Source organism: Citrobacter youngae (assembly GCF_003818115.1).
In the GTDB taxonomy this organism is placed as follows: Bacteria; Pseudomonadota; Gammaproteobacteria; order Enterobacterales; family Enterobacteriaceae; genus Citrobacter; species Citrobacter youngae.
Window position 1 is genome coordinate 69,008 of sequence record NZ_RPOI01000003.1, and the last position, 22,412, is coordinate 91,419.

At 53.5% G+C, this 22,412-nt stretch carries 20 protein-coding genes and 1 pseudogene; 13 read left to right on the forward strand and 8 right to left on the reverse strand.

The features are described 5' to 3' along the window. The first annotated feature begins 24 nt into the window (after positions 1 to 24). A complete protein-coding gene (locus EHN13_RS01265) occupies positions 25 to 1,386 on the forward strand; it encodes an MFS transporter (RefSeq protein WP_061067180.1) in 1,362 nt (453 codons plus the stop codon). Between the two features lie 52 nt (positions 1,387 to 1,438). Beyond that, positions 1,439 to 1,954 carry a GNAT family N-acetyltransferase gene (locus EHN13_RS01270; protein ID WP_124020750.1) on the forward strand — a complete coding sequence of 172 codons (516 nt, stop codon included), beginning with the start codon at positions 1,439 to 1,441 and terminating at the stop codon, positions 1,952 to 1,954. Here the strand turns inward: EHN13_RS01270 and tsr are convergent. Continuing rightward, positions 1,951 to 3,612: a methyl-accepting chemotaxis protein gene (gene tsr, locus EHN13_RS01275; RefSeq protein WP_048212794.1), complete on the reverse strand. Its 1,662-nt coding sequence runs from the start codon at positions 3,610 to 3,612 to the stop codon at positions 1,951 to 1,953. The two genes, EHN13_RS01270 and tsr, sit on opposite strands and share 4 nt — an antisense overlap. Positions 3,613 to 3,967: 355 nt before the next feature. On the opposite strand from tsr, the gene btsT reads away from it, so the two are divergent. The 4 genes from btsT to EHN13_RS01295 all read left to right on the forward strand — a co-directional run bounded on the left by btsT (position 3,968) and on the right by EHN13_RS01295 (position 8,571). Further along, positions 3,968 to 6,118: a pyruvate/proton symporter BtsT gene (btsT, locus tag EHN13_RS01280; protein WP_121585445.1), complete on the forward strand. Its 2,151-nt coding sequence runs from the start codon at positions 3,968 to 3,970 to the stop codon at positions 6,116 to 6,118. A 113-nt stretch (positions 6,119 to 6,231) separates the two neighbouring features. Next, positions 6,232 to 6,426: a YbdD/YjiX family protein gene (locus EHN13_RS01285; protein ID WP_003830038.1), complete on the forward strand. Its 195-nt coding sequence runs from the start codon at positions 6,232 to 6,234 to the stop codon at positions 6,424 to 6,426. 12 nt (positions 6,427 to 6,438) lie between these two features. Further along, on the forward strand, positions 6,439 to 7,395 hold the full coding sequence (gene yjiA / locus EHN13_RS01290; protein ID WP_124020751.1) for a GTPase: 957 nt from the start codon (positions 6,439 to 6,441) through the stop codon (positions 7,393 to 7,395). A 597-nt stretch (positions 7,396 to 7,992) separates the two neighbouring features. Beyond that, entirely contained in the window at positions 7,993 to 8,571 is a 579-nt protein-coding gene (locus EHN13_RS01295) for a hypothetical protein (protein WP_124020752.1), read from the forward strand. A 91-nt stretch (positions 8,572 to 8,662) separates the two neighbouring features. Here the strand turns inward: EHN13_RS01295 and EHN13_RS01300 are convergent, their stop codons facing one another. From EHN13_RS01300 to EHN13_RS01315, 4 genes are all read right to left on the reverse strand, one after another. Next, positions 8,663 to 9,724 (reverse strand): DUF2955 domain-containing protein, encoded by a 1,062-nt coding sequence (locus EHN13_RS01300; protein ID WP_124020753.1) that lies wholly within the window; start codon positions 9,722 to 9,724, stop codon positions 8,663 to 8,665. Then, a complete protein-coding gene (locus EHN13_RS01305) occupies positions 9,714 to 10,781 on the reverse strand; it encodes an HlyD family secretion protein (protein ID WP_101743003.1) in 1,068 nt (355 codons plus the stop codon). Before EHN13_RS01305 ends, EHN13_RS01300 begins: the two co-directional genes overlap by 11 nt. 6 nt (positions 10,782 to 10,787) lie before the next feature. Further along, the gene (locus EHN13_RS01310) at positions 10,788 to 11,252 is read right to left on the reverse strand and encodes a MarR family winged helix-turn-helix transcriptional regulator (protein WP_003019178.1); all 465 of its coding nucleotides are present in this window, start codon (positions 11,250 to 11,252) and stop codon (positions 10,788 to 10,790) included. A 146-nt stretch (positions 11,253 to 11,398) separates the two neighbouring features. Further along, complete coding sequence (locus tag EHN13_RS01315) at positions 11,399 to 11,563, reverse strand: DUF1127 domain-containing protein (RefSeq protein WP_071887315.1); 165 nt, start codon at positions 11,561 to 11,563, stop codon at positions 11,399 to 11,401. Between the two features lie 177 nt (positions 11,564 to 11,740). On the opposite strand from EHN13_RS01315, the gene EHN13_RS01320 reads away from it, so the two are divergent. Then, positions 11,741 to 13,153, forward strand: coding sequence for an aminotransferase-like domain-containing protein (locus tag EHN13_RS01320; RefSeq protein ID WP_124020754.1), 1,413 nt, complete (start codon positions 11,741 to 11,743; stop codon positions 13,151 to 13,153). Positions 13,154 to 13,204: 51 nt separating this feature from the next. Here EHN13_RS01320 and EHN13_RS01325 read toward each other — a convergent pair. Next, positions 13,205 to 13,606, reverse strand: a pseudogene (locus EHN13_RS01325) (ISNCY family transposase); the annotation flags it as partial. A gap of 185 nt (positions 13,607 to 13,791) precedes the next feature. On the opposite strand from EHN13_RS01325, the gene EHN13_RS01330 reads away from it, so the two are divergent. From EHN13_RS01330 to mdtM, 3 genes are all read left to right on the forward strand, one after another. Next, the gene (locus EHN13_RS01330; RefSeq protein ID WP_101743006.1) at positions 13,792 to 14,607 is read left to right on the forward strand and encodes an AraC family transcriptional regulator; all 816 of its coding nucleotides are present in this window, start codon (positions 13,792 to 13,794) and stop codon (positions 14,605 to 14,607) included. Positions 14,608 to 14,655: 48 nt separating this feature from the next. After that, positions 14,656 to 15,306, forward strand: coding sequence for a LysE family translocator (locus tag EHN13_RS01335; protein ID WP_124020755.1), 651 nt, complete (start codon positions 14,656 to 14,658; stop codon positions 15,304 to 15,306). A gap of 323 nt (positions 15,307 to 15,629) precedes the next feature. After that, positions 15,630 to 16,871, forward strand: a complete 1,242-nt coding sequence (mdtM, locus tag EHN13_RS01340) for a multidrug efflux MFS transporter MdtM (RefSeq protein WP_101743008.1) — start codon at positions 15,630 to 15,632, stop codon at positions 16,869 to 16,871. Positions 16,872 to 16,951: 80 nt separating this feature from the next. Here mdtM and metC read toward each other — a convergent pair whose 3' ends face one another. Together metC and EHN13_RS01350 are read right to left on the reverse strand one after the other, a co-directional pair. Continuing rightward, positions 16,952 to 18,142 carry a cystathionine beta-lyase gene (gene metC / locus EHN13_RS01345; RefSeq protein ID WP_124020756.1) on the reverse strand — a complete coding sequence of 397 codons (1,191 nt, stop codon included), beginning with the start codon at positions 18,140 to 18,142 and terminating at the stop codon, positions 16,952 to 16,954. Between the two features lie 30 nt (positions 18,143 to 18,172). After that, a complete protein-coding gene (locus EHN13_RS01350; protein ID WP_048212807.1) occupies positions 18,173 to 19,405 on the reverse strand; it encodes a dicarboxylate/amino acid:cation symporter in 1,233 nt (410 codons plus the stop codon). A 219-nt stretch (positions 19,406 to 19,624) separates the two neighbouring features. On the opposite strand from EHN13_RS01350, the gene EHN13_RS01355 reads away from it, so the two are divergent. The 3 genes from EHN13_RS01355 (at position 19,625) to EHN13_RS01365 (ending at position 22,385) form a co-directional block, all read left to right on the forward strand. Further along, complete coding sequence (locus tag EHN13_RS01355) at positions 19,625 to 20,551, forward strand: LysR family transcriptional regulator (protein ID WP_032948460.1); 927 nt, start codon at positions 19,625 to 19,627, stop codon at positions 20,549 to 20,551. Positions 20,552 to 20,626: 75 nt separating this feature from the next. Continuing rightward, positions 20,627 to 21,907, forward strand: coding sequence for a DUF445 domain-containing protein (locus EHN13_RS01360; RefSeq protein ID WP_124020757.1), 1,281 nt, complete (start codon positions 20,627 to 20,629; stop codon positions 21,905 to 21,907). Positions 21,908 to 21,920: 13 nt separating this feature from the next. Continuing rightward, complete coding sequence (locus EHN13_RS01365; RefSeq protein WP_101743010.1) at positions 21,921 to 22,385, forward strand: GNAT family N-acetyltransferase; 465 nt, start codon at positions 21,921 to 21,923, stop codon at positions 22,383 to 22,385. Positions 22,386 to 22,412: the final 27 nt, after the last annotated feature.

The following is a 22,412-nucleotide window of genomic DNA, read 5'->3' on the forward strand; positions in this document are numbered from 1 at the left end:
ATTATTGAGGTTCAGGAGTCCGGCGTGGAAAAAAATAATATTACCCTCGACCCGAGTTCTTCGTTTGGCACGTCGTCATCTGCGGATATTAATGTTCCGCCTGAAGGCATGGTGCAACGCAGTAGCCGAATAAAACGTATTCAGACCACGGCAATGATTTTATTATTTCTTGCTGCGGTAATTAATTATCTCGACCGCAGTTCTCTGTCGGTCGCTAACTTAACGATTCGTGAAGAACTGGGGCTGAGCGCCACGCAAATCGGCGTGCTGCTGTCGGTTTTTTCTCTCGCTTACGGTATTGCCCAGCTCCCCTGCGGCCCGCTGCTGGATCGCAAAGGTCCGCGCATTATGCTCGGACTGGGGATGTTCTTCTGGTCGCTGTTTCAGGCGATGTCCGGCATGGTACACAGCTTCACTCAGTTTGTGCTGGTGCGTATCGGGATGGGGATCGGCGAAGCGCCAATGAACCCGTGCGGCGTAAAGGTCATCAACGACTGGTTTAACATCAAAGAGCGCGGCCGCCCGATGGGATTATTCAACGCCGCCTCCACCATCGGGGTTGCCATTAGCCCGCCGATTCTGGCTGCCATGATGCTGGTAATGGGCTGGCGCTGGATGTTTATTACCATTGGCGTGCTGGGTATTTTCCTCGCCATCGGCTGGTACATGCTGTATCGCAACCGCGAGCAAATTGAGCTGAGCGCCACGGAACAAGCGTACCTGAACGCCGGTAGCGTCAATGCCCGCCGCGATCCGCTGAGCTTTGCCGAATGGCGCAGCCTGTTTCGCAATCGCACGATGTGGGGCATGATGCTGGGCTTTAGCGGCATCAACTACACCGCATGGTTATATCTGGCCTGGCTGCCAGGCTACCTGCAAACCTCCTATAACCTGGATTTAAAAAGCACCGGATTAATGGCGGCGATCCCGTTCCTGTTTGGCGCAGCCGGCATGTTGATCAACGGTTTTGTCACCGACTGGCTGGTGAAAGGCGGTATGGCGCCGATTAAGAGCCGTAAGATTTGTATTATTGCCGGGATGTTCTGTTCTGCGGCCTTCACCTTCGTTGTGCCGCAGGCCACAACGTCAATGGCCGCCGTGTTACTGATCGGCATGGCGCTGTTCTGCATCCACTTCGCCGGAACATCCTGTTGGGGTCTGATCCATGTTGCGGTGGCTTCACGCATGACCGCCTCCGTGGGAAGCATCCAGAACTTCGCCAGCTTCATCTGCGCGTCATTCGCCCCGATCGTCACCGGATTTATTGTTGATACCACCAACTCTTTCCGTCTGGCGCTGATCATCTGCGGCTGCGTCACCATGGTGGGCGCTCTCGCCTACATCTTCCTGGTGCGCCAGCCCATTAGCGATCCACGTAAAGATTAATCCTCCAGATGCCCGATAACACCGTGCTTATCGGGCATGTTATGCTCCTCGTATGAACATCACCTTACGCGCTACTACTCTGGCAGACGCAGCCGCGCTTCCCGCCATCGAACGATCTGCGGGGCAACGTTTTTTACAGATCCCGGAACTGGCGTGGATTGCTGATGACCAGATTATATCAGTTGCTCAGCATCAGGCATTTGCCGCCACTGGCTTGAGCTGGCTGGCGCAGGCCGATGAGCATCCGGTCGGCTTTTTAGTCGCCGAAACGCTGGATTCATCGCTGTTTATTGCAGAACTGTCGCTGCATCAGGCGTGGCAGGGAAAAGGCATTGGCCGCAGATTGCTTGACTATGTTGCCGAACAGGCGCGCGCAAAAGGTTATACGTCGCTTACGCTGACCACCTTCCGCGATGTGCCGTGGAATGCGCCATTGTACGCGCGACTGGGATTTGAAATGTTGGCTGAAGAGACGCTGCCTGCAAAGTTGCGCCAGAAAAGAGAAGAGGAAGCGGCGCATGGACTGGCGTATGAATCACGCTGCGCCATGCGCCTGATGCTTACTTAGAACGTTTCCCAGTTATCCCCGGCATCCGCTACCGCGGCTTTACGCGGCTGGACCGTTGAAACCGGTTTAGCGGCCGCAACGTCACGCGCGCGCTGTTGGTCATGCTGAATACGGAACACCGCAACGGCCTGAGTCAAACGGCTGGCCTGTTCTTCCAGCGCTGCTGCTGCTGCTGCGGATTCTTCCACCAGCGAGGCGTTCTGCTGTGTCACACGATCCATCTCGGCGACGGCCAGACCGACCTGGTCGATCCCGCGGCTCTGCTCGTCAGAAGCGGAGGCGATTTCACCCATGATATCGGTCACGCGGGTTACCGCATTGACGATCTCATCCATGGTTTCACCGGCGCTTTCAACCAGCGTTGAACCGACATCCACACGGCTGACCGAGTCTTCAATCAGGCTCTTAATCTCGCGCGCGGCCTGCGCACTACGCTGGGCCAGGTTACGCACTTCACCCGCAACCACCGCAAATCCACGGCCCTGCTCGCCCGCACGTGCGGCTTCTACCGCGGCGTTGAGTGCCAGAATGTTGGTCTGGAAGGCAATACCGTCGATGACGCTAATAATGTCGGCGATTTTCTGCGAACTGGAAGCGATATCACGCATAGTTTGCACTACGTTATCCACCACTTTGCCGCCTTTCTGCGCCGTTTCTGAGGCACTCAGCGCAAGATGGCTGGCCTGACGGGCGTTTTCGGCGTTCTGCTTCACGGTCGCCGTCAGCTGTTCCATGCTGGCCGCGGTTTCTTCCAGAGAAGCCGCCTGTTGCTCAGTGCGTGAAGAGAGATCGTTGTTACCCATGGCAATCTCGCTGGCACCGCTATAGATAGCGTTAGCACCATTACGCACATCACCCACGGTGTTCATCAGTTCACCCTGCATATGACGCAGGCTTTCTGCCAGTTGCCCAATCTCGTTGGACCCTTCTACATCAATGCGCTTTACCAGATCGCCGCTGGCGATATGGCGAATGCTGTCAATCAGACGGTTCATCGGAGAGATAAGAGAAAGTTTGATGCCGAACCAGACCGCAACAATCGCCGCCAGCACGGTAATCAGCACGCACGCCAGTACCCACATCGCCTGGCTGTAAGAGCTGTTGTTATCTTCAACCGCAATGTCATACAGACGGTCATTCTGCTGCATGTAATTGACATACTGCTTCTCAAAACCATCCTGATAGCTTTGCGTCGGTTGATCAAAGAATGCGTTGATCTTCCCTTCACCCAACAGTTGGATCAGCTCCGCCAGCGCACCATGATAGATGTCATAGGTGCGGTTGATCTCCTGGAAAGCGGCTTCACTTTGACGCGGGTCACGCGGGAGAGATTCATAAACCGCCCAGTTTTTTTCCGTCAGTTTCAGCGCCGTGCTCGCTACCTGCATCAGCTCAGCAACGGTCGCACCGCTGCCGATATTGTTCTGATCCATCATGTAGCGAATACCCGCCCGGTTAAGGGTGTTTCGCGTTTGCAGCAGTTCAACCCAGGTGGCATTCAGCGCAGACTGCTGCTGGCGAATGGTTTGCAGAACGGTAAAGTTCTCTTTGTCATTCTTCAGTGAGTTAAAGAACAACCCGCCCGAGGCCAGTTGTAAAACGCCAAATAGCGCCAATACCAGCAGTAAGCTGGTAACAATCTTCATTCGTTTTAACATGTTTTCTCTTTCCGCTAGACAGATGTCAGAATTTTCGGCCTGGAAAGGGAAAACTTTATGGAATTCGTGCTAACTGAATCGATCTCAGCATCGACGATTCGTCGATCCCCGCAGTCAGCCCAGGATCTAAAGGCGTTTATCAGTGATCTCAATCACATAATTATCCCCACTCACCGGCACCAGGAACCGCTCACTGACACTTGGGACCGCTTAAGCTGACATACAACCACTCACTTATTTACCTTACTTTACGCGCGTAACTCTCTGGCAAGATCCTCCCAACATAGCAGTCAACTTATCTCCTCAAACACACAATCAACCCCCCAGCGGCCTCGGCCAATTATTAGGTTTTACTATGGATACGAAAAAGATATTCAAGCACATACCCTGGGTCATTCTCGGAATCATCGGTGCATTCTGCCTCTCGGTAGTGGCATTACGTCGGGGTGAACACATCAGCGCCCTGTGGATCGTGGTCGCCTCTGTCTCCGTTTATCTGGTGGCCTATCGTTACTACAGTCTCTACATCGCCCAAAAGGTGATGAAACTTGACCCGACGCGCGCCACGCCGGCGGTCATCAACAATGATGGTCTGAACTACGTTCCAACCAACCGTAACGTATTGTTTGGTCACCACTTTGCCGCTATCGCCGGTGCGGGTCCGCTGGTTGGGCCGGTACTGGCCGCGCAGATGGGCTACCTGCCCGGTACGCTGTGGCTGCTGGCTGGCGTAGTGTTGGCCGGTGCGGTGCAGGACTTCATGGTGCTGTTTATCTCTTCTCGCCGTAACGGCGCCTCTCTGGGTGAGATGATCAAAGAAGAGATGGGCCCGGTGCCGGGAACCATTGCGCTGTTTGGCTGCTTCTTAATCATGATCATCATCCTCGCGGTACTGGCACTGATCGTGGTGAAAGCACTGGCTGAAAGCCCGTGGGGTGTGTTCACCGTCTGCTCAACCGTACCTATCGCGCTGTTCATGGGGATCTACATGCGATTCCTGCGCCCAGGACGCGTGGGCGAAGTGTCGGTGATTGGTATTGTGTTGCTGGTTGCCTCCATCTACTTCGGCGGCGTGATTGCGCACGACCCGTACTGGGGCCCGGCGCTGACCTTTAAAGACACCACCATTACCTTCACCCTGATCGGTTACGCGTTTATCTCTGCGCTGCTGCCGGTATGGCTGATCCTCGCCCCGCGCGACTATCTGGCGACCTTCCTGAAAATCGGCGTTATCGTCGGTCTGGCGGTGGGGATTGTTATCCTCAACCCGGAACTGAAAATGCCGGCGATGACCCAGTACGTTGATGGTACTGGCCCGCTGTGGAAAGGCGCACTGTTCCCGTTCCTGTTCATCACCATCGCGTGTGGTGCGGTATCTGGCTTCCACGCGCTGATCGCTTCCGGTACTACACCGAAGCTGCTGGCCTGTGAAACCGACGCGCGTTTCATTGGTTACGGCGCGATGCTGATGGAATCCTTCGTGGCGATTATGGCGCTGGTTGCTGCGTCCATCATCGAACCGGGTCTGTACTTCGCAATGAACACCCCGCCTGCGGGCCTTGGCATCACCATGCCGAACCTGCATGAAATGGGTGGCGAGAACGCGCCGCTGATTATGGCGCAGTTGAAAGACGTTACCGCACACGCAGCGGCAACCGTCAGCTCCTGGGGCTTTGTGATTTCGCCTGAGCAGATCCTGCAAACCGCGAAAGACATTGGCGAGCCGTCCGTTCTGAACCGCGCAGGTGGTGCACCGACGCTGGCTGTCGGTATCGCCCACGTGTTCCACAAAGTGCTGCCGATGGCTGACATGGGCTTCTGGTACCACTTCGGTATTCTGTTCGAAGCGCTGTTTATCCTGACCGCACTGGACGCCGGTACCCGTTCTGGCCGCTTTATGCTGCAAGATTTACTGGGTAACTTCGTTCCATTCCTGAAGAAAACCGACTCTCTGGTTGCGGGTATCATTGGTACTGCGGGCTGCGTAGGCTTGTGGGGTTACCTGCTGTATCAAGGTGTTGTTGACCCGCTGGGCGGCGTTAAGAGCCTGTGGCCGCTGTTCGGTATCTCTAACCAGATGCTGGCTGCCGTGGCGCTGGTTCTCGGCACCGTGGTGCTGGTTAAAATGCAGCGCACCAAATACATCTGGGTTACCGTGGTTCCGGCAGTATGGCTGCTTATCTGCACCACCTGGGCGCTGGGTCTGAAACTGTTCAGCACCAACCCACAGATGGAAGGCTTCTTCTTCATGGCGAATCAGTACAAAGAGAAGATTGCTAACGGCGGCGAACTGACCGCTCAGCAGATTGCCAACATGAACCACATCGTCGTCAACAACTACACCAACGCAGGCTTGAGTATTCTGTTCCTGGTGGTGGTGTACAGCATCATTTTCTACGGGTTCCGTACCTGGCAGAAAGCCCGCGCCATCGACGGTCGCTCTGATAAAGAGACGCCGTATGTACCGGTGCCGGAAGGCGGCGTGAAGACCTCTTCACACCACTAACCTGAAGCCGGGTGGCGCGCTGCGCTCCCGGCCTACATCACTTAGTGCCGCAGTATGTAGGCCGGATAAGGCGCAAGCCGCCATCCGGCTTTATTCATTAACAGGACGGCAGAATGTTTGGTACTTTAGGTCAGGCAAAAAAATATCTCGGTCAGGCGGCGAAGATGCTGATTGGCATTCCGGACTACGACAACTACGTCGAGCACATGAAGACCAACCATCCCGATAAGCCGTACATGACCTACGAAGAATTCTTCCGCGAGCGCCAGGAAGCCCGCTACGGTAGCGGCGGAAGCAGTTGCTGTTAGAAGGAGAAGTGAATGACCCCGATTGCAGTTACCCTACTCACCGGTTTTCTTGGCGCGGGTAAAACCACCCTGCTGCGCCATATTCTCAACGAGCAGCACGGTTACAAGATTGCCGTTATCGAAAACGAATTCGGCGAAGTCTCGGTGGACGATCAGCTGATTGGCGATCGCGCCACGCAGATCAAAACCCTGACCAACGGCTGCATCTGCTGCACCCGTTCGAGCGAACTGGAAGACGCGCTGCTCGATCTGCTCGACAACCTCGACAAAGGCACCATCAATTTCGATCGTCTGGTGATCGAATGCACCGGCATGGCCGATCCCGGCCCGATTATTCAGACCTTTTTCTCCCATGAAGTGATTTGCGAACGCTACCTGCTGGACGGCGTGATTGCGCTGGTTGACGCAGTGCATGCCGACGAACAGATGAACCAGTTCACCATCGCTCAGTCGCAGGTGGGCTATGCCGACCGAATTCTGCTGACCAAAACCGATGTGGCAGGCGAAAGCGAAAAACTGCTAGAGCGCCTGGCGCGCATCAACGCCCGCGCCCCGGTGTATACCGTCACGCATGGCGATATCGATCTCTCGCTGCTGTTCGACACCAACGGTTTTATGCTGGAAGAGAACGTGGTCAGCGCCAAACCGCGCTTCCACTTTATCGCCGACAAGCAGAACGATATCTCCTCGATCGTCGTCGAACTGGATTACCCGGTGAACATCAGCGACGTATCCCGGGTGATGGAAAACCTGCTGCTGGAATCCGCCGAGAAGCTGCTGCGCTACAAAGGGATGCTGTGGATTGAAGGCGAGCCAAACCGCCTGCTGTTCCAGGGCGTCCAGCGCCTGTACAGCGCCGACTGGGACCGCCCGTGGGGCGACGAACAACCGTACAGCCAACTGGTGTTTATCGGCATCAATCTGCCGGAAGACGAGATCAGAGCGGCGTTTGCGGGGTTGAAAAAGTAGAATTCAAGAGCGGTGTTAATATTCTACACCGCATTTTATTATATTGTGGGTGTGTAAAATGGAAAGAATACATTTCAGATTTAGGAAAACCAAAAAATATTCAATAATTCGCCCACAGTTTAAATTTTTCATAACTGACCTCGTGCAACTAAGCATGTTATTTGCGGTGATCGGATTCTTTAGTATTTGGATTTATTTAAGTAGAATAAACCAACTTAGTTTACTTACTTCTGCGCTATCAACACCTTCAACCTTACTCGCTGTATTCGCCTCAATATGTTTAATATTAACCAAATGGGGCATTCTTTTATCCATACCTTCAATTATATTTACATGGTCTACAAAAGCCAATAAAATTGATTATTTAGTAAAGCGACTATTTTTTCATTCATTATTTTAAGCATTATTCTCGCAGTGTTAAGTTGCGTCCCTGGAGACATTGCCATTCCATTGACGATTTATTGCATAATGCTCTACTGTTGCTATATCATATATCTCAAAACAATACCAACAGAAAAAAATTCCCTCACTATCTTTTGTACTGCATTGTTAATTAATTTCATTATGATTTTCATATTTAGCATATTATACAATAATATGTCTTTACAGCAATATGAACGCCCGGAAAGAATATTCACACTCCTAATTGGACTAATAGTAGTATATACACCAATTGGAACGGTCGTTTGGTATATAACTAAAGGAAAGAAAATAAAAATAAAAGAAATTGTTATGATTGCATTATTTAGCGTTTCAGTCTTGGTATATTCAACAACAATGTTTGCTAGTGGTATATTTATAAAACTCAATGACTACAGCATGAGTTATGCAGGCTTGCGTGATAATAATTACCATTGGATTAAAATAAACCCTGGTGATTTCCCTGATAGTTGGTTAGATAATTACAAAGGGATAAAAAAAACCACTAGCAATGGGCAAATATGGTTGCAAGGCTATTCACTATTTCAAAACAAAGATTATGCTTTTATTTGCTCACAAGAAACAATGAGCGAAATTAAAAAATACACTCGTTCTCGAATGATTCCTTTTTTCGATACACCGATTGGCTCAATGGATACGACATCATGTATTCTTACGGAAAATAAACCAGAAAATCATATACAGATGGAAAAATTCAATTTTCCCGATAATTTATTACCATCCAACAGAATTTAATTTATAATTGATTTTCTCACTTACATCTAATTCCGCTTAGGTATTATTTAAAATATGGAGAGAGACGCTCCCTCTCCTAAAACGTAATGTTTCACTCCACCACAAATCGTGTCGCCGCAAAACAGTTGAAGATGCGATGCACCAGAAATACCAAGGTGAGCGTGGCCAGCAGCGCGACGGTAACGGAGGTGATGCGGTAGAGATCGCTGAACACCAGATCGCTGTCCGGATGCAGGTTCTGGCCGAACATAATGCCGATGGTGGTGATACTGGCAAAACCCACGCCCGCACCGACTTTTTCCATTACATGCAGGCGGGCGCTGAACGCCAGCCCGAGGCCAATCAGCGGCATCATCAGCAGCATATGGTTGCTGAAATCATACACCAGCAGTTGCACCAGCAGAATGTACAGACAAGCCAGCACCACGCCGACCACACGCCAGAGAGAGCTCAACACCGCGCCGCGATAATGCATCGGAAAGAGGATCAAAATGCCCGCCATCAGCGCCGACAGCGAATCGCTCAGGTCACAAACCTGAAAGACCACAAAAATCATTGTCGCCACCGAACCGGAAAGCAGCGACTCGTGGCGAACCCGGGCGTCATCTTTCTCAATGCGCGGCGGCGGCTGGCGGGGCTCTGCATCCGGGATCAGATAATGCAGCAACGCGCTCAGCGCCACCGCCATGACGCAGGCTTCCATATTGGAGAACATCAGCGTATGCCAGTTGGTGGTGGGATAGCTCATAAAGTTGAGCATCGTGCTCTGGCACACCACGCCCATTGAGCCGAACAGAAACAGCGGTCCTTTGCTCATCAAACGAAAACGCATCACGTACAGGCCAAATACCACCAGTGTCATAATCAGCGGCCATTGTGAGAGATAGCCGACAATCAGTACCATTTCGACGCAATTCACCGCCGCGCTGAACACAAACTGTTTGGCCACATGGCGGTTGAACACCGGCACCAGCGACAGCAGCATCAGCGGATAAACCACAAAGAACACGCCGTACTGCACGTTGTAAAAGGTCGAGATACTCAGCGCGATTGTCCCGGCAACCGAGATACGCAGGGTCTGGCGAAAATCATTGGCGGTGTAGACAATATTCCCGTGCGGCGTAAAGACGTGGGCCAGGGTGTTAATAGACATAGTGCAGCCAGCTGACAAGGTGGATCTGCGCCCCGGCAAAGGTGCGGGCGAACATCCCCTCGCTGTTGTACAGCTGTACCGTGGCGCGTGCCCCGGTCGGCAACGGCGTGTCGAGCGGTTCGTTCAGCGCGACATGAATACGCATACGCTGGGCGTCGCGTACCCAGCGGGTAGACTGTTCCGGTTGCGACAGCTGGCCGTTAACCTGCTCCTGACCCGCCAGAATACCGGCATCGCTGCTGGTGACGCGGGCAGAGAAAACCTTGCCCGGCATGGCGTCGAACACTACGGCGGCATCAGTATCCACTTTAGTGTGGCGCAGGCTTTTCTCGCGAAAGTCGGCCACAATATCAGTCTGGTGGCTGACCAGCGCCAGCAATGGCGTGGCGGCGATGGCGTAAAGTCCGGGGCTGAGCTGGAGGTTGCTCACCGTGCCGTCGGTCTGTGCATACACTTTGCTCCAGCCGAGGTTCAGTTGCGCCTCTTCCAGCGCATTACGGTATTTTTGCAGCGTCACGTTGCGGTTTTCATCGCGCTCGCCGCGTTGGATCAGCAGGTTCTGAATACTGGCATTGAGCGCCGACACCGACTGCTCGCTGGTTTGCCAGGCGGTGCGCACCTTGTCGAGATCGGCTTGCGACACGTTCTGCATGGCGCTCAGGCGCTGATAGCGGTCAAAGGTGGTCTTGTCGTTCCGGGCGTTGAATTGCGCGGTGCGCAGATTGGCACGCGCAGAGGCGATCTGCGCATCCAGCTGTTGGTTGCTCAGCTTTGCCTGCTCAAGGGCGATTTGCGCGGCTTCGACCTTATTGATAAACGGCGTCGGATCCAGTTCGTACAGCAAATCGCCCTTTTTCACCTGGCTATTGTTATGTACATGCACCTGCGAGACGTAGCCGGATACGCGTGAGGAAACAGGCGTTACCACACGCATCACCGTGGAGTCCGGCGTCAGCGGGATCCAGATATCGGCAACGATAAACCAGGCGAATATAACCAGGAAAGCGGCAATACTCACCCTTACCCAACGGGCAAATTTTTGTTCTGGGGTCATCATAATTTTTTAGTGTTGATTGTCTTCTTCGCGGATTGTCCGCAAATTGCAGGCGAGTTGATTTAAGGTCGAGCTGAAGGCGGCAAGCTCCGCTTCGGGGATGGTACACGTGACGCGATGTTGGTAGTTCTCAATCACCCGGTTTAGTTCTTCCAGCCTTGCGCGGCCTTGCTCGGTCAGCGTGAGCAGGCGAATGCGTTTGTCATAAGGCGATGTGGAACGCAGCAGATAGCCGTGCTTTTCCAGCTGTGAGAGGGTGCGCATCAGCGGCGGCAGTTCAATACCCTGCACCTCTGCCAGTTCACTGACCGAGACGTTGTCTCCCAGTTGATACAGCTGCATCAGTACCGTCCAGCTTGACTGCGTCAGGCCAGTGTCGGTAATGGCTGCATCAATAATGGCCCGCCACTGGCGCACCACCATTGCCATGCGCATCCCCATCGGGCGGCGGGCAAACAGTTCATCTTCAGTCATGTATCCTTCCCCTCATCGCTGAGAAGAAAATAATACTTATCAGGGTAAGTATCAAGAAACAGACTAATCAGAAGCATGAATTGATAAATACCATGAATACAAAAGAGGCCGGGTGGTAGCCCCCGGCCTTTGTTGGTGAAGAAAAATCACTCCACCTGATCGCGTCGCAGCCCGACATCCCGCAACCGCTCGTCGCTCATCTGCTGCAATAAGCGCCGCGTTTGCGCCCGCAAATGCCAGCGTTTTATCACCTGCCAGATCTGCACAAATCCAATAAACGGCTGCTTTGCTTTATTTTCGTGAAATTCCATACCTTGCCTCCCCGTCTTGCCAGAGGCTTTATCTTCACGGATTTGGCCAGGCACAATACAGACTCACAAAGTACTTTTCTTTAACATACAGATTGGTTAAAAAGGATTCTGCATCGCATTAATTACGCCAATCTGTACTGGTTTTTTAATCTGTATGGTACCCATGAGGGATACAGCATGACCCGTTACCAACATCTGGCCAATCTGCTGGCCGAACGCATTGAGCAAGGGCTGTATCGCCATGGCGAAAAACTGCCTTCGGTACGCAGCCTGAGCCAGGAGCACGGGGTCAGCATCAGCACCGTTCAGCAGGCGTATCAGACGCTGGAACAGCGTCAGTTGATCACCCCCCAGCCACGTTCCGGCTACTTTGTCGCGCCGCAAAAAGCGCAGCCTCCGGTGCCGCTGATGTCGCGACCGGTCCAGCGTCCAGTGGAGATAACCCAGTGGGATCAGGTGCTGGATATGCTGAAAGGCAACGCGGACAAATCCATCACGCCTTTCAGCAGTGGCGTGCCCGATATCAATCAACCCAGCCTGAAGACGCTCTGGCGCGAGTTAAGCCGCGTGGCGCAGCATAATCTGAAAGCGATTTTGGGCTACGATGAAATCTCCGGGTGCCGTGAACTGCGCAGTCAGATTGCGCGCCTGATGCTGGACAGCGGTTCGGTGGTTAATGCAGATGATATTGTGATCACCAGCGGCAGTCAGAGCGGAATGTCGCTGGCGTTGCTGACGGTCTGCCAGCCTGGGGACATTGTTGCCGTTGAATCACCCGCCTACTATGGCACGATGCAGCTACTGCGCGGCTTAGGGATCAAGGTGATTGAGATCCCAACCGATCCAGATACCGGGATCAGCATTGAAGCGCTGGAGCTGGCGCTGGATCAGTGGCCGATCAAAGGTGTGCTGCTGGTTCCCAACTGCAACAACCCGCTCGGATTCATTATGCCGGATGCGCGTAAACGGGCGGTGCTCGCCCTCGCCCAGCGTCACGACATCGTCATTTTTGAAGACGATGTGTATGGTGAACTGGCTACAGAGTATCCGCGGCCGCGCACCATCCACTCCTGGGATAGCGACGGCCGTGTAATACTCTGCAGTTCGTTTACAAAATCCGTCGCCCCCGGTCTGCGCGTCGGTTGGGTGGTTCCCGGTCGCTATTACAACAAACTGCTGCACATGAAGTACGCCGTCATTGGCACCAACGTTCCTGCCACGCAGCTGGCGGCCGCTTCCTTTGTGCGGGAAGGCCATTACCATCGTCATATCCGACGTATGCGCCAGATTTATCAGCGCAATATGGAGATCTACACCTGCTGGGTACGGGAGTACTTCCCCTGCGGGATCTGCGTCACCCGACCAAAAGGTGGCTTTATGCTGTGGGTAGAATTGCCGCAGCAGGTCGATATGGTCTGCGTTGCTAAACAGCTCTGTCGGTTGAAAATACAGGTCGCACCGGGATCGCTGTTCTCCGCATCCGGAAAGTATCGTAACTGTGTGCGCATCAACTGCGCGTTGCCTCCCAACGAGAAGCATCAGGAAGTGATGCAAAAGCTCGGGGAAGCAGTAAAGGCGGCAATGGAGTAAATCAGACCGCCCGGTGCTACCGGACTGGCGATTGCACGGATTAAGTCATTTCTAATGGCTTACGCCCTGAATCTCTTCAACGGAAAGTCGGGTAATTTTTTGCACCGTGCTGAGATCAGTACCGTCGGCCAGCATGGTGCGGGCAATACGCAGCGCCTCGGTGCGTTGCCCCTCAATTAAACCTTCTTGTTTACCTTCTTGTTTACCTTCCTGCTTACCTTTTTGCTGGCCTTCGAGCCACCCTTTTTGAAATCCAGCCTCATGCAATCTGTCCGCGATCGTCATTAAATGCTCCTTATGCTGTGGTGAACGTTCAGCAACCCCACGAATAAACTCACTGAAGCGAAGTGCATCGCCAGTTTGCAAAATATAATTAAACAGCGTCTTTATCTGGCTGTCATTAGGCACTCCCGTAAGTAGCAGGGAAACAATTTGCTCAACAAGCCCCATAAGGAAGCTACACCCTCACCTGCAACTTTCTCTGTTTGCGAGACGATTTCCGGGATAAAAACGTCCCTATGTAACGTCTGCATTTGTCTGGAACCCGTCACGCAGAATCGCTATCTCAATACGCATTCCCGCTTTTTGACCGCGCAGCCTGTGCTATAACAAATCATCACTTTCAGGGAGGACGCGATATGACATACACCCGGGATATTCCACAGTCGTTCTGGCGTGATGAACAGCTCCCGTGGCTGGAGCTGCGCAGCACCTGGCAAAGCCAGCAGGCCTATAAACGACATCACCACTCTCAGCTCTCAATCGGGGCAATTCTTGAGGGGGAAACATGCTGCCAGTGCAATGGCAAGGAATACCGTCTGAAAGTGGGCGATCTGATTGTGATCCCGCCACTGGCCCCCCACAGCTGCAACCCCGTTAACGGGCAGTTTCGCAGCTATCACATGCTTTATCTTGATACCCAGTGGTGTCTTGCTAGTCTGCCTGCGCAGAACAACAACCAACTGCTTTGTTCGCGCGATCCCGTTATCCGCGATCCGCAATTATTCCAGCGCTATTTGGATCTTGTGGCACTTATGCAGCAACGGCAAACGACGCGGGTAACGGATGCCGCACAAGCATTGCTGCGCTCGCTGCCATTGCAGTCGGTAGCACCGGAAAACCTAAGCGCCGCCAGCCAGTATCTGCGCGAGCGGTTGCAGACCAACCTGCAGGCTCCGCCCTCGCTGGGCGATTTGGCGCAAGAGTGCAGCATGCGTAAAGAAACGCTGATCCGTACCTTTAAGCAGGACACCGGACTCACACCGGCAAGTTATCTGAACATCTTGCGGGTTGACTATGCCCGCCAGCGGCTTCGTGCCGGGGATGAGATTGCCGATGTCGGCTATCAGAGCGGGTTTGCCGACCAGAGCCATTTCCATCGCACCTTTGTTCGTTACACCGCCGCCACACCGCGCCAGTACGCGTTGGGGAGATCAATATCAGACAATAATTAGCGCTGCGTCAGGCGTACGGTGATCTCAGATTCATTGTCTGAGGTCGCTATGTCGCTGCTTTCTGTATTTTTTCCGTCTGCTTTTCCCGCGCTGGCGCTGGCACATTTTGTTGCTCTGCTAAGCCCCGGACCGGACTTCTTTTTACTGGTCGGTTACGCCGCCCGTTACCGGATGCGCGGCAGCGCCGGGCTGTGTGTGGGTATCGCCGTCGGCAATGGGCTATATATCCTGCTGGCGATAATAGGATGGGGGATCCTGCGCCAGCTTCCCCTGCTGTTTACGGTTATTGAGCTGCTGGGCGCGCTCTATTTATTGTGGATAGGCAGCCTGCTGATACGCAGCCGCCCGCAAGCTCTGACCGGAGCAGACGCCCTGTCTGCCTGCCCGGGATTTGGTAAACAGCTGCTGCTGGGGCTAGGTTCGTCACTGCTTAACCCAAAAAATGCGCTGTTTTATCTGGCGCTGATGACCGCCCTGCTCGGCCCATCGGTAACGCTGCTGCAACAAGCCGTGAGCGGGATCTGGATGACCAGCGTGGTGCTGCTATGGGATCTGCTGATTGTGATGTTCATCGGCTTGCCGCAGATCCAGCGGTGGTTAACCTTGGGGATCGTGTGGATCGAACGCATCGCCGGGGGCGTACTGATCGTCTTCGGCGGTGCGATCGCGCTGCGTTTTCTGCAGAGCGTCACTTTCTGATAAGCGTGACGAATTTCTGCAAATAAAGCGGATAAACCCGTTTAATTAATATCCAGTTCGCATTACACTTTGGGTGGCTATTATCCATTCAACCAATTCTTCCCGAGGTGCGATGTGCTGATTGTTACCTGTAATCGTTACGTTTTCTGACCCGGGTCTGAAAACGTTTCTCCTGTTTGCGCCTCGCGCGGGCAGCGTTTTTGATTACATGAAATTCAGTACATTTGCAGTCTGCTTTTTTCTGTCATCGGCCTGACGTCTCAAAGACGGTATTGAATTTCGCTATTCCCGTTGAGGGTTTTCTCCCGACAAGGAGCTGTTTTATGCAACGGATTCTCGCGTTTTTCTCCCAACGCGCCACGACGCTATTTTTCCCCATCGCGTTGATTTTATATGACTTCGCCGCCTATCTGTCGACGGACCTGATCCAGCCCGGCATCATTAATGTCGTGCGCGATTTCAACGCCGATGTCAGCCTGGCACCGGCTGCGGTGAGCCTTTATCTGGCAGGCGGCATGGCGCTGCAATGGTTGTTAGGCCCGCTTTCCGACCGGATTGGCCGCCGGCCGGTGCTGATCGCGGGGGCGTTCATCTTTACGCTCGCCTGCGCGGCCACGCTGTTCACCACCTCAATGACGCAATTTCTGGTTGCGCGTTTCGTGCAGGGCACCAGCATCTGTTTTATCGCCACTGTGGGTTATGTCACGGTGCAGGAGGCGTTTGGGCAAACGAAGGCCATTAAACTGATGGCGATAATCACTTCCATTGTGTTGGTTGCACCGGTTATCGGCCCGCTCTCCGGAGCGGCGCTAATGCACTTTGTCCACTGGAAGATCCTGTTTGCCATCATTGCCGTCATGGGGCTTATCGCCCTGATTGGGTTAGCGTTAGCCATGCCAGAAACCGTCCAGCGCGGCACGGTGCCGTTCAGTGCGCGTGGCGTACTGCGCGATTTCCGCGACGTTTTCCGCAACCGGGTATTCCTGTTTGGCGCAGCCACGCTATCGCTAAGCTATATCCCGATGATGAGCTGGGTGGCAGTCTCACCAGTGATCCTGATTGATGCGGGCGGCATGACTACATCGCAGTTTGCCTGGGCGCAGGCGCCGGTGTTTGGCGCGGTGATCGTCGCCAATATGGTGGTGGTTCGTTTTGTGAAGGATCCAACCCAACCCAGTTTTATCTGGCGCGCCGTGCCTGTTCAACTGAGCGGGTTAGCGGTGCTGATCGCGGGTAATTTGCTGTGGCCGCACGTCTGGCTGTGGTCGGTGCTGGGAACCAGCCTGTATGCGTTTGGCATTGGAATGATCTTCCCGACGCTGTTCCGCTTTACGCTGTTTTCCAACAACTTACCGAAGGGCACGGTTTCCGCGTCGCTGAATATGGTGATCCTGACGGTGATGGCGGTTTCTGTAGAAATTGGACGCTGGCTATGGTTTAACGGCGGCAGGATTTCGTTTCATCTGCTGGCGGTTGTGGCGGGGATCGCTGTCGTGTTCACGCTGGCAGCCTTACTCAAACGGGTGCGCCAGCATGAGGCAACGACGTTAGCCACTGAAAACTAACCTGCCCGCTTATCCGGCCTACGACAACTATGTAGGCCGGATAAGGCGCTTGCGCCGCATCCGGCTACGCTCACATCACCTTACGCAATGCGTGCAAATCCCGCTTCGAGATCGGCAATCAGGTCGCCAATATCCTCAAGGCCAATATGCACCCTGACCAGCGTGCCGCTGAAATCCACCTCTCCAGCCGGTCGGATGCTGTTCAGCTCTTCCGGCTGGTTCGCCAGAATGAGCGACTCAAATCCACCCCACGAATAGGCCATATGGAACAGCGAGAAATTATCGAGGAAATTCGCCATCTGTTCGTCGGTGAGTCTCTTTTTCAGCACAAATGAGAACAGGCCCGAGCTTCCGGAAAAGTCACGCTGAAAATACTCGTGGCCGGGACACTCCGGTAATGCCGGATGATTCACCCGCGCCACTTCCGGTCTTGCCGACAACCAGCGGGCAATATGGATACTGCTCTCCTGATGCTGCTTAAGGCGTACCGCCAGGGTGCGCAATCCGCGGCTGCCGTTGTAGGCGGTATCGGCATCCAGCGTTTGCCCCATCAGATAGGAGTTCTCACGCAGACGATCCCAACAACGGGCGTTAGACACCGCCGTGCCCAGCATGCCGTCCGAATGACCGATGGTGTACTTCGTTCCCGCCTGAATGGAAATATCCACGCCATAATCCAGCGCTTTGAACAGTACGCCCGCCGCCCAGGTGTTGTCGATCATAATGACAATCTCCGGATTCACCGCGCGGATAGCCTTCACCATCCCCGGCACGTCCTGGACTTCCATGGTGATAGAACTTGGTGACTCAAGGAATACAACCTTCGTTTCCGGACGCAGAAGATCGACGATACCTGCACCAATCAGCGGATCGTAATACGTTGTTTCCACATTGAATTTACTCAGGATCTTATTGCAAAAATCCTGAGTTGGTTCATAGGCCGCGCCGGTCATCAGGATATGATCGCCACCCTGAACAAACGCCAGAATCGCATTGGTCACCGCCGCAGCACCACATGGGTACAGCGCACAGCCAACGCCGCCTTCCAGTTCGCTCATGGCCTTCTGGAAAGCAAAGTGGGTGTAAGTCCCGCGACGACCGTAAAACAGCTCGCCGTTCGCACGATTGGCGGTGGCAAATTTCTTGTCCTTCACGGTATCAAACACCAGTGAAGAGGCACGTTGGATAACCGGATTCACCGCTCCCTGGGTGTAGCGTTTGTCACGACCAGCAACAACCAGTTGCGTCTCAAGCTTCATTGCGTCTTTCATAACATCTCCTGTTCTTAATCCGTGTGAAACCTATACCACCGCAGCAGTAGAGTTTATTTCAGTGTTGGTCTGCTTTTTTCCTGCGAACCGTTCAACAATCTGCGCCGCATTCAAATCATGGATAACGTTAATCAGTGTGGCCGGCGCATCGGTAATGGTGCCCAGCACCACCAGCATCGGAATCGCTTCCATTGGCAGGCCCAGCGTGGTGACGATAAAGATTTCACCGAGGAACGCCCCGCCCGGCACGCCGCCAACGATAATGGCGGAGAGCACCGCAATCAGCATCGTCAGGAAGAAGGTTTCGGTAGTGAATTCCATGCCCAGCACGGAATAGATAAAGACGATTTTCAGCGCGGCAATCATCGCCACACCGCCCTTGTTCAGGTTAACCAGTAGCGGAATGGACACATCAACGATTTCCGGGTTAATCCCCATCGCCTTACCGGCGCGCAGGGTTACAGGTAGCGTTCCCAGTGAAGAGCAGGTCCCCAGCGCGGTGGCTGAAGGTTCAATCGCGTTTCGCCAGAAGGCTTTGACCGCCGGAATACCGCCGCCAATATACGAATAGAGAATCGAGCCAAAAACGAAGTAGACCAGCGTAGCAACCATAAACAGGCCGATAGCGCGGGCAAAGGTTAACAGTAGTGCAGAGTCCTGACTGGCCATGGTGGCCGCGAAATAGCAGCCCAGACCAACCGGTGCCACCTTCATAATGATCGAGACGATCTTCATGATCACGGTATTGGCATCTTCCAGCAGCGACGCAATGCGTTTACCGGCCTGATCCGACTGGCCAATCGCCACACCGGCGATGATCGCCATTACGATCAGCGCCAGAATATTGGACTTAGAAAACAGTCCGATAAAGTCGCTGGTGGTGATCATGCTGACAAAATCCATCTTGCCGCTGCCCGCCTGCACCGACTGCGAGAGATCGATAGTGACGCCCTGCGCCGGGTTATACCAGAGCGCCAGCGCGACGATCCCCGCCGCCGGAATAAAGGCCATCGCGATCGAAACAATGAAGATAATCGCCATTATACGTCCCAACCTTTTCAGGTCGGTCATACTGGCGATAGAAGACATGACGCTGATCCCCACCAGCGGCACAATAATCATAAATAACAGGTTCAGGAATATCTGACCTATCGGCTGGAGTTTACCTGCAAACGATGGGGCATAAATACCTAATAAGCCGCCAATCACCAGAGCAACTAATAAAATAATCGACGATCTGTAGGGTTCGAGTCGTGACCACATAATCGGTACCTTTAGAATAATAATTAATGAGATTAAATTCACAATGTGATGAGTTTCCGTTTCGCCTCCTTTTATTTTGTGACGTAACTCACCTAAGTTGTTATTTTTTCATTTTGCCAGCAAGTTGTTTCCTGTGATTCAATAGTTGCATGTTTAAAAGGCGAATGTAACGGCCTATTCGTACCGTTTTTGCAAATCACTTGTGAATTTAAGGAAATTATGAGTACGCCGATTTCACTCAAGCATCTGGAGTTTTTTACTAAAATCGTCGACTGCGGAGGATTGTCAGAAGCCGCGGCGCAGCTCAACGTCTCGCCGTCTGCGGTCAGCAAAAGCCTGGCGGCGATGGAAGATACTTTAGGCACGACATTAATTAAACGCACCACCCGCAGTATTACCCTGACCGATGCCGGGCAATATCTCTTCAACCGCGCTAATAAGCTGTTGAAAGAATTCGATGAAACGCTGAATACCACCTCCGGTTATTACCACAGCCCGCAGGGTGAATTACGCATAACCTGCTCCATTGCGTTTGGTTATTCCCGGCTGGTGAACCTGGTGGATAAATATCGCTCCCAGTTCCCGGATGTGAATCTGTATATCGATCTCAACGATAACTTCGTCAATCTGAACGAAACGGATTTCGACATTGCCCTGCGAATTTCCACCGCGCCGCCGCAAAACTATGCGATGCGCAAGCTGGTGCCTGTGCGCTGGGCGTACTGCGCCTCACCCGGCTACCTTGCCAAAAAAGGCATGCCCCAGCGTCGCAGCGATCTGGTAGATCATGATTGCCTGGTTTACCCGGGCCTCACGCCGGTACTGAAGGTGGCAGATGAACAGGATCGACTGCATCAGTTAAAACTGCATATGCCGATCCAGGCCAACAGCAGTCTGGTGCTGTTGAAGTCGGTGCTAGAAGATCAGGGGGTGGCGTATTTGCCCACTTATCTGATTGGCGATCATATTCAAAAAGAAGAGATAACACCGCTGATGCTCGACGGCACCATCACCTGTGAAACTCATGCCCTGTATGCGCTCTATTTTCCCAGCAAGTACAGCAATCCGAAGGTGCGTTCGTTTATCGATTTTCTGGTCGCAGAACTTGGTCCCTTACCGGCGTGGGATAACTGGATCCCAGGATAAACGTCTCCCACCTGAAAATGGGAGACGTGCCACAATTTTTGCGCGATCCCCCCGTCTGGCTCTATCCTTAAGCCTATGAATAAAATTGCTGAACTCAAACGTGCCAAGCGCCTGGCGCTCTCTCTGCTGCTGATCGCTGCCGCGACGTTCGTCATCACGCTGTTTTTGCCGCCCAACTTCTGGGTACTCGGGATCAAAGCGATTGCTGAAGCGGCGATGGTCGGCGCGCTGGCGGACTGGTTCGCCGTGGTAGCGCTTTTTCGCCGGGTGCCGATCCCGTTTATCTCGCAACACACGGCTATTATCCCGCGCAATAAGGATCGGATCGGCGAAAATCTTGGTCAGTTTGTACAAGAGAAATTCCTCGATACCCAGTCGCTGATAGCCCTGATCCGCCGCCATGAACCGGCGCTGTTGATCGGCAACTGGTTCAGCCAGCCGGAAAACGCCCAGCGCATCGGCCAGCATCTGTTGCAGATCATGAGCGGTTTTCTCGAACTGACCGACGACTCGCGCATTCAGCGGCTGATCAAGCGGGCGGTGCACAAGGCCATCGACAAGGTCGATCTCTCCGGAACCAGCGCGCTGATGCTGGAGAGCATGACCAAAAACAATCGCCATCAGGTGCTGCTCGACACGCTGATCGCCCAACTGATCGCCCTGCTACAGCGCGACAGTTCACGGATGTTTATCGCCAGACAGGTAGTGCACTGGCTGGAAACCGAACATCCGCTGAAAGCAAAGATCCTGCCGACCGAATGGCTGGGCGAGCACAGCGCCGAGCTGGTATCGGATGCCGTTAACTCCTTGCTGGATGACATCAGCCACGATCGGGCGCATCAGATCCGCCACGCATTCGATCGCGCCACGTTTAAGCTCATCGACAAGCTCAAACACGATCCTGAGATGGCCGCGCGGGCCGAAAGCATGAAAAGCTATCTGAAGGAAGACGAAGCCTTCAACCATTATCTTGGCGAACTGTGGGCAGACCTGCGTCAGTGGGTGAAAACCGACATTAACGCCGACGATTCCCGCGTGAAGCAGCGCATCGCCAGCGCCGGGCAGTGGTTCGGCGAAACGCTGGTAGCCGACAGCGCCCTGCGCGCCTCACTGAATGGGCATCTGGAGCAGGCCGCGCATAAAGTAGCGCCAGAGTTCGCCACTTTCCTGACGCGCCATATCAGCGACACGGTGAAAAGTTGGGATGCGCGCGATATGTCGCAGCAAATTGAGTTAAACATCGGTAAAGATTTGCAGTTTATTCGCGTCAACGGCACGTTGGTTGGCGGTTCAATCGGGCTGGTGTTATATCTGTTGTCGCAAATTCCGTCCCTGCTGACGCTGGCGAATTTTTAAGGAGAAAGATTCAATGACGATGAGCATCCGCATTTTTTCCCTGCGCGAGACGCCAGAAAAGCTGCACGAGATCACCGCTTACTTTCAGCAACAATGGGCCTCAGAAGACTCCATGGCGGTATACGAGGATGCATTGCGCCGTTGTATTGGCGCAAAGAACCCGCTACCGCAGTGGTACTGGCTACAGGATGGTGGCAGCATTGTTGGCTGCGCTGGATTGATCACCAATGATTTTATTAGTCGCGGCGAACTGTGGCCGTGGCTATGCGCGCTCTATATCGATCCTCGCTATCGTGGGCAGGGTCTGGCATTTCGCCTGATCGAACATATTGCACAGCAGGCCAGACTGCTGGGATTTATGCAGCTCCATTTGTGTACCGACCTGCAAGGTTTATACGAGAAAGCGGGATTTTACTTTGACGGGCCGGGCTATCATCCGTGGGGAGAAGTCTCACGGGTCTACAGTCGTAATCTGTAAACGCGCAATTGTTGCACATCAATAAAG

Coding starts and splice junctions, on each gene's coding strand:
- EHN13_RS01270 (WP_124020750.1), top strand. CDS start 1,439: ATGAACATCACCTTACGCGCTACTACTCTGGCAGACGCAGCCGCGCTT.
- tsr (WP_048212794.1), bottom strand. CDS start 3,612: ATGTTAAAACGAATGAAGATTGTTACCAGCTTACTGCTGGTATTGGCG.
- btsT (WP_121585445.1), top strand. CDS start 3,968: ATGGATACGAAAAAGATATTCAAGCACATACCCTGGGTCATTCTCGGA.
- EHN13_RS01285 (WP_003830038.1), top strand. CDS start 6,232: ATGTTTGGTACTTTAGGTCAGGCAAAAAAATATCTCGGTCAGGCGGCG.
- yjiA (WP_124020751.1), top strand. CDS start 6,439: ATGACCCCGATTGCAGTTACCCTACTCACCGGTTTTCTTGGCGCGGGT.
- EHN13_RS01295 (WP_124020752.1), top strand. CDS start 7,993: ATGTCTTTACAGCAATATGAACGCCCGGAAAGAATATTCACACTCCTA.
- EHN13_RS01300 (WP_124020753.1), bottom strand. CDS start 9,724: ATGTCTATTAACACCCTGGCCCACGTCTTTACGCCGCACGGGAATATT.
- EHN13_RS01305 (WP_101743003.1), bottom strand. CDS start 10,781: ATGATGACCCCAGAACAAAAATTTGCCCGTTGGGTAAGGGTGAGTATT.
- EHN13_RS01310 (WP_003019178.1), bottom strand. CDS start 11,252: ATGACTGAAGATGAACTGTTTGCCCGCCGCCCGATGGGGATGCGCATG.
- EHN13_RS01315 (WP_071887315.1), bottom strand. CDS start 11,563: ATGGAATTTCACGAAAATAAAGCAAAGCAGCCGTTTATTGGATTTGTG.
- EHN13_RS01320 (WP_124020754.1), top strand. CDS start 11,741: ATGACCCGTTACCAACATCTGGCCAATCTGCTGGCCGAACGCATTGAG.
- EHN13_RS01330 (WP_101743006.1), top strand. CDS start 13,792: ATGACATACACCCGGGATATTCCACAGTCGTTCTGGCGTGATGAACAG.
- EHN13_RS01335 (WP_124020755.1), top strand. CDS start 14,656: ATGTCGCTGCTTTCTGTATTTTTTCCGTCTGCTTTTCCCGCGCTGGCG.
- mdtM (WP_101743008.1), top strand. CDS start 15,630: ATGCAACGGATTCTCGCGTTTTTCTCCCAACGCGCCACGACGCTATTT.
- metC (WP_124020756.1), bottom strand. CDS start 18,142: ATGAAAGACGCAATGAAGCTTGAGACGCAACTGGTTGTTGCTGGTCGT.
- EHN13_RS01350 (WP_048212807.1), bottom strand. CDS start 19,405: ATGTGGTCACGACTCGAACCCTACAGATCGTCGATTATTTTATTAGTT.
- EHN13_RS01355 (WP_032948460.1), top strand. CDS start 19,625: ATGAGTACGCCGATTTCACTCAAGCATCTGGAGTTTTTTACTAAAATC.
- EHN13_RS01360 (WP_124020757.1), top strand. CDS start 20,627: ATGAATAAAATTGCTGAACTCAAACGTGCCAAGCGCCTGGCGCTCTCT.
- EHN13_RS01365 (WP_101743010.1), top strand. CDS start 21,921: ATGACGATGAGCATCCGCATTTTTTCCCTGCGCGAGACGCCAGAAAAG.